We start from the raw sequence: 6,572 nt of genomic DNA on the forward strand, positions 1-6,572 counted from the left end.
TTTTAGAAATTGTTTATAAGGATGCATTAGAATATGAGTTATCTGAAAATGATCACTTTTATAAACGTGAAGAAGAATATGAAGTACTTTATAAGAAAGCAATTTTAAAACATAAATTCTTTGCTGATTTTGTTGTTTTTAATAACGTGATTGTAGAGATTAAAGCAAAGCAGGGTGGTATTGCAGCCGAAGATTTAGCACAAACTATAAATTATTTAAAAGTATCTGGTTGTAAAGTAGGATTGATACTAAACTTTGCAGGGGCAAAACTTCAAATAAAACGAGTTATATTTTAAATGTTGCTTTTGCAACAAACATAAATTGCCACAGAGGCACAGAAACACAGAAATAATACAAATAATGAGACAAAAAAAATATCAGCTGGTAAAAGTAAATTATATCAAATTCATATCTTCTGTGTTTCTGTGACTCTGTGGCAAACCCAAATTGCGTAAGCAAATTTTATTTTTACTCTTTGTAGCGCTCTTTTGCGAAGCAAAAGCACAAACACCCAAGTCATACACTTCTTCCGAAATATTATTACAATTAAAAAAACTGAATGTGCTCGGCTCGGTTTTATACATCGCCGCACATCCTGATGATGAAAACACAAGACTGCTTGCTTACATGGCCAATGAAAAATTATACCGCACCGGTTATTTAAGTTTAACCAGAGGCGATGGCGGACAAAATTTAATTGGCGATGAGCAGGGTGTTGATTTGGGTTTGATAAGAACACAGGAATTATTGGCCGCAAGAAGAGTAGATGGCGCCGAACAATTTTTTAGCCGTGCATTCGATTTTGGTTTTAGCAAAAGCCCCGAAGAAGCCTTACGCATATGGGGGCACGATAAAATTTTAAGTGATGTAGTTTGGGTGATACGCAAATTTAAACCTGATGTTATTATATCAAGGTTTCCAACAACAGGCGAAGGGGGGCACGGGCACCACACTGCATCGGCAATATTGGCCGAAGAAGCATTTGATGCAGCAGCTGATGCAACAAAATTTCCTGAACAATTAAAATATGTGAGTGTGTGGCAGGCTAAACGTTTGCTTTGGAATACTTTTAATTTTGGCGGCAATAATACACAGCGGGAAGATCAGTTAAAATTAGATTGCGGCGATTACAATGCAATACTGGGTAAAAGTTATGGAGAGATTGCTGCCACCAGTCGAAGTATGCACAAGAGCCAGGGCTTTGGTGTGCCGGGCCAAAGGGGAAGTATTTTGGAATATTTTAAAACCATAAAAGGAGAAGCACCTAAAAATGATTTGATGGATGGGATTTATTTAGATTGGAAAAGAACAGCAACAGATCATGTACCGGATATATTTGCAGGGATTATTAAAAACGATATTGAAAAAATTATCTCAAACTATTCATCCGAACACCCTGAGAAATCAGTTGCTGATTTGGTTAAACTTTATAACACTGTTGATAAAGTTTCTGACAACTTTTGGAAAGAACAAAAGTTACCGGAGATAAAAAAAATAATTGAAAACTGCAGTGGGTTATTTATGGAAGCAGTTGCCAACACTCAATATGCTGTACAGGGTGACAGTTTAAAAGTTACACTTAATGTAAATAACAGAAGTGGTGCAAACATTATAAATGCAGATGCACAGATAGATACCACCTATTTAATTTTTGATCAGCTGAAAAAAAATACCAATGCTGTAAAAAATTATACATGGTTTATACAACCTGATACAAAATTAACGCAGCCTTACTGGCTGGAAAATCAAAAAGAAAAAGGAAGTTTTAATGTAGATGACCAGCTTAAAATTGGCAAAGCAGAAAACGATCCGTTAAGTGTGAATTTTAGTATGATGATTGAAGGGAAAGAATTTGTATTTACTAAACCTTTGGTGTACAAATATACCGATCCGGTGAAAGGAGAATTGTATGAACCTGTAAATATTATTACGCCGGCTTTTATTGGCAGCTCGCCTTCGTTAGTACTTTTAAATAGTGCTGTAAAAAATCAAACTAAAAGCATAAATTTTGTTGTTCAGGCAAATAAGATAATTATTGATAGTATAAAGTTAATCTACAACAAAAATGATATTGATGTAACAGCAGTTAATGATTTATCAAGTTTTGTAAAAGGCGAAAAGAAAGTTTTTACAGTGCCAGTTTCAAACTCGGGATTGAATGAGAATGATGCTTTAACAGTCAATGGAATTTTTGCTGTAAAAAATATTTTGCAAAAACAATTGTTTGGACAGCGAAAGATTAATTACGATCACATACCTGATATTGTTTACAATTATGTGGACCCAGTAAAAATAATTAACCTCGATTTAAAAACTGAAGGTAATTACGCCGGCTACATCCCCGGTGCAGGAGATAAAATTCCTGAAGCATTGGAACAAATGGGATACAAAGTAGTAACACTAAAAGAAAGTGATATTACACCAAATAATTTGCGCCAGTTTGATGTGATTGTTACTGGTGTAAGGGCCTACAACACCAATGAGTGGATGGCCAATGTGTACGATGCTCTAATGCAATATGTAAAAGAAGGCGGCGTTTTATTTACGCAATACAATACCAATAATTTCATCAGCAGTGTAAAAAGTAAAATTGCGCCTTATCCTTTTACCATCAGCCGCAACAGAATTACTGATGAAGAAGCTAAAGTGAATTTTTTAATTCCCGATCATAAAGCATTAAACTATCCCAATAAAATAACACCGAAAGATTTTGATGGATGGATACAGGAACGCAGTATTTATAACGCAGAAAATACCGATACGGCATATAAAAAAATATTGAGCATGAAAGATCCCGGCGAAAAAGAGCAGGAGGGAAGTTTAATAATTGCTAATTATGGTAAGGGAAGATTTGTGTACACAGGGTTGGTTTTCTTTAGAGAATTGCCTGCAGGTGTACCCGGTGCATACCGGTTGTTTGCAAATCTAATTGCGAATAAGAGGGTGAAATATATAAAGTAACCCCCTCCGCCCCCAGAAGAGGAGATAATAGCGACTTATAATTTGCTGTAGTTTATTTTTTATTAGCTCCGTAGGAGCTTAAGGTGGGTAGAAAATAAGGTTGTTGATTAAACGCCGTTCCGTAGGAACGACAGGTGCTTGTGCAAAACATAATTAAAGCTCAATAAAGGTATTCCGTAAAAGTGAGTGACACAACGATGTAGATAGAAATTCAAATGCTTGTTACAAAAAAATGCAAAACGAAAAATCATATTGGAATAAATGGTACATAGGTGTACTGTTATTTTTAATTGTGCAAATAATCATATTTTATTTAATTACCCGGTATTTTAATTAATTACTTTGAATAAGAGAAGAGAACATAAAATTATTATACTCTTTAAAGCTCCGCCAGCTGGTGGATTGTGGGCATGAGTACCATTGACTGGACGATATTAATTACTACACTTACTTCCATAATTATTTATGGCATTTATAAAAGCCGTACAACAAAAAATTTAGAAGGTTATTTTTTAAGCAACCGCAGTCTTCCCTGGTATTTAGTTTTATTAAGCATTATGGGCACGCAGGCAAGCGCTGTAACTTTTTTAACCGGGCCTGGTCAGGCGTACAGCGATGGAATGCGTTTTGTGCAGTATTATTTTGGGTTGCCATTGGCCATGATCGTCATCAGTATTTTTTTTGTACCTGTATTCAGTAAATTAAAAGTTTATACTGCTTACGAATTTTTAGAGAACCGGTTTGATGTTAAAACAAGAACTTTTACCTCTGCATTATTTTTATTATCCCGTGGGCTAAGCACCGGCGTTAGCATATTTGCACCGTCGCTGGTGTTAAGTTCTTTAATGGGCTGGAATATTTATTACACCAACTTGGTAATGGGGGGCTTGCTGATCATTTATACCATGAGTGGTGGCGCAAAAGCTGTTGCACATACGCAAAAGCTGCAAATGATCATAGTTTTTGTAGCATTATTTTTAACAGGATACCTTGCTGTAAAATTATTGCCGGAGGCGGTCAACTTTGCCGATGCATTAAAAGTTGGCGGACAAAACGGCAAGATGAATATTATTACCACGGGCTTTACAGATAAGGGCTTCGACTGGAAAGACAAATACAATATATGGAGTGGTTTAATTGGTGGATTTTTTTTAGCACTCAGTTATTTTGGTACCGATCATAGCCAGGTAGGCAGATATTTAACAGCAAAAAATATTAAAGAAAGCAGGAAAGGATTATTGATAAATGGCCTAGTAAAAGTACCCATGCAATTTTTTATTTTGCTGATAGGTATTTTAATTTTTTCTTTTTATCAGTATACTAAAGGGCCAGTGTATTTTGATAAAGTAACGCAGGAACAGGCAAAACAAACCATTAAGAAAGATTCGTTAAATATGCTGGAGGCGCAATATAATACGGCTTTTGCAATGCCTGATAAAACTGAGGCCAATGCTTTAAGAAAAACTTATGCCGGTGTTATGAAGAGAGCGATGAAAAATGATGATACCAAAGACACCAACTTTATTTTTTTATGGTTTGTAAAAGAAAATTTGCCCGTGGGTTTAATAGGATTAATTTTTGCGATTATTTTTTTAGCGGCATGGGGCAGTATTGCTGCAGCGCTAAATTCCCTGGCTGCATGTACTGTAATTGATTTTCATAAAAAATTCTTTACAAAAAAAGATACTGATGTTGACGATTATAAAATTTCGCAATGGTACACTTTGGCCTGGGGCATTTTTTCAATTATCATAAGCATGTTTGCCTATAATATTGGTAACAGTTTAATTGAAGCTGTAAATATTATCGGCTCTTTATTTTACGGCGTAATACTCGGTGTTTTTTTAGTGGCCTTCTGGCTAAAATTTGTAAAGGGGAATGCGGTTTTTTGTGCTGCTATTATTTCTGAATTGCTGGTGATTATAATTTACCGCATGGATATCATTTCTTTTTTATGGCTGAATGTTATCGGCGCTTTGCTGGTAATTTTCTTCAGTATGTTATTGCAACCATTAGTAAAAGAAAAAGCACCGCAATAATGCAGTGCATTTAAAATAATTTCTTTCGAGTTTTATCTCAACTTCTTCAACAACTGCTCATTCATTTTTACATAATCCTCATTGTTGGCTTCTTTAGCCAGCTCTAAAGATTTTTGTGCGCTGATTTTTGCGCCGGCTTTATCACCCATTTCCTGTTGAATTTTTGCTTTGTATAGATAAATCCAATAGGCTTTTTTATCTTCTTCAATTGCTTTAGTACAATTGTCTAATGCTTTATTTAAATTATCATCATACTCTTTATAAAATTGTGCAGCCTGCCAGTAAGGTTTTTTATCTGTCAGCATTGCTTTATCAATTTGTGCTTTTAAACGGTCTTTAATATTTGAAGTAATAGGAATAGTTACTGCCGTTTTCTCCCACATAATCTGCAGGTCGCAACTTTCAGGTTTAATGTTTGCAAACTCCATGGTAAATGTTTCATAGTTTGTTCGCATTTTTTGTGGCACTGTTTTAAAACGAATAACATCCTGTCCTTCTTTATAGCCATCAATTCCCCAGTTAGATACACCTTTGTTCAAAATTATTTCCCACATATCAAATCCGGGTATCGTGTATAAAACATAAGTGCCGGTATCAATTTTTTTACCACCTGCTTCAACAGCATCAGTAAAAGTTATTTTTGTTGCAGCATTAGCACCGGTGCGCCACAATTTATTATAAGGTACAAGATCGCCATAAACTTTACGGCCTTTTGTATTGGGCCTGCTGTAAATAATTTCAATAGTGCCCATACCAAAATCCTGCTTAACTGTTTGTGTTGGCGATGATGCAGGCATTTTTACCTGTGCGGCTGCTGCAACTGTAAATAGAACAAACGCAATAAATATTGGCAGTATTTTTTTCATACATTATTTTTTAGAAAGTAAAAGTATCAGCATGGTCTTACATCCCGTCTGACCAGATTGATACTTTATTAAAATTTAAAACTGTACCGTTACTTTTCCTTTACCTCTTTTACCAGTTTTAGTTTTCCATTGCGGGCCTTGTTCAATAAGTCGTTTTGCAGCTTCATCGCAATTATCGCAAAGCGATTTATCAACTTTAATATTTGTAATGCTGCCGTTAGGCCTTACCTCAAAAGAAATTTCTACCTGCCCGTGAATATTGTTTTTCAAAATATCATCAGGTATTTCAATATTATTATTAACGTAAGTATTGTAATTATCCCAGCCATCGGCAGGCTCTACATTAACAACAGAATCTTTTAAAAGTGTTGCCCTTCTTGATAACCTGCCCTTTGTTTCTATTCCATAACCCACCACTGTTTTTTCTTTAAATGCCAGATTATCTTCGGCCAGTACAATTTTATTTTGCTGCACATTACTTTGTAATGTGTATAATTTGGTTTGATAACCTGCTGATTTTATCTCCACTGTTAACAAAGAATCTGCCGCCACTAACCTGAAGTTTCCATTAACATCAGCATAAGTACCAAAGTTTTCGCTTTTAATACTGATGTTGGCAAAGGGCAGTGGAGTATTATCAACACCAACTACCTGTGCAATAAAACTTTTGTTAAGTTGCTGATCTCTTACCGCTTCGCCTAAACCT

Annotated in this window: 5 protein-coding genes; 3 read left to right on the forward strand and 2 right to left on the reverse strand. The window is 35.3% G+C overall.

All coding sequences use genetic code 11. The annotated features are described in order from the left end of the window. The 3 genes from ACY65O_RS00645 to ACY65O_RS00655 all read left to right on the forward strand — a co-directional run. The coding region (locus ACY65O_RS00645; protein ID WP_462218913.1) for a GxxExxY protein at window positions 1–296 on the forward strand (296 nt) is incomplete at its 5' end. A gap of 151 nt (window positions 297–447) precedes the next feature. Then, entirely contained in the window at window positions 448–2,961 is a 2,514-nt protein-coding gene (locus ACY65O_RS00650) for a PIG-L family deacetylase (protein ID WP_462218914.1), read from the forward strand. Window positions 2,962–3,371: 410 nt separating this feature from the next. Continuing rightward, complete coding sequence (locus tag ACY65O_RS00655) at window positions 3,372–5,000, forward strand: sodium:solute symporter family protein (protein WP_462218915.1); 1,629 nt, start codon at window positions 3,372–3,374, stop codon at window positions 4,998–5,000. 32 nt (window positions 5,001–5,032) lie between these two features. Here ACY65O_RS00655 and ACY65O_RS00660 read toward each other — a convergent pair whose 3' ends face one another. Then, entirely contained in the window at window positions 5,033–5,866 is an 834-nt protein-coding gene (locus tag ACY65O_RS00660; protein WP_462218916.1) for a DUF2911 domain-containing protein, read from the reverse strand. A gap of 75 nt (window positions 5,867–5,941) precedes the next feature. Beyond that, a partial coding sequence (locus ACY65O_RS00665) for a TonB family protein (RefSeq protein WP_462218917.1) occupies window positions 5,942–6,572 on the reverse strand: 631 nt, incomplete at its 5' end.

Origin of the sequence: Ferruginibacter sp., from assembly GCF_031430955.1 — a bacterium.
Taxonomy (GTDB): domain Bacteria; phylum Bacteroidota; class Bacteroidia; order Chitinophagales; family Chitinophagaceae; genus Ferruginibacter.

Coding starts and splice junctions, on each gene's coding strand:
- ACY65O_RS00655 (WP_462218915.1), top strand. CDS start 3,372: ATGAGTACCATTGACTGGACGATATTAATTACTACACTTACTTCCATA.
- ACY65O_RS00660 (WP_462218916.1), bottom strand. CDS start 5,866: ATGAAAAAAATACTGCCAATATTTATTGCGTTTGTTCTATTTACAGTT.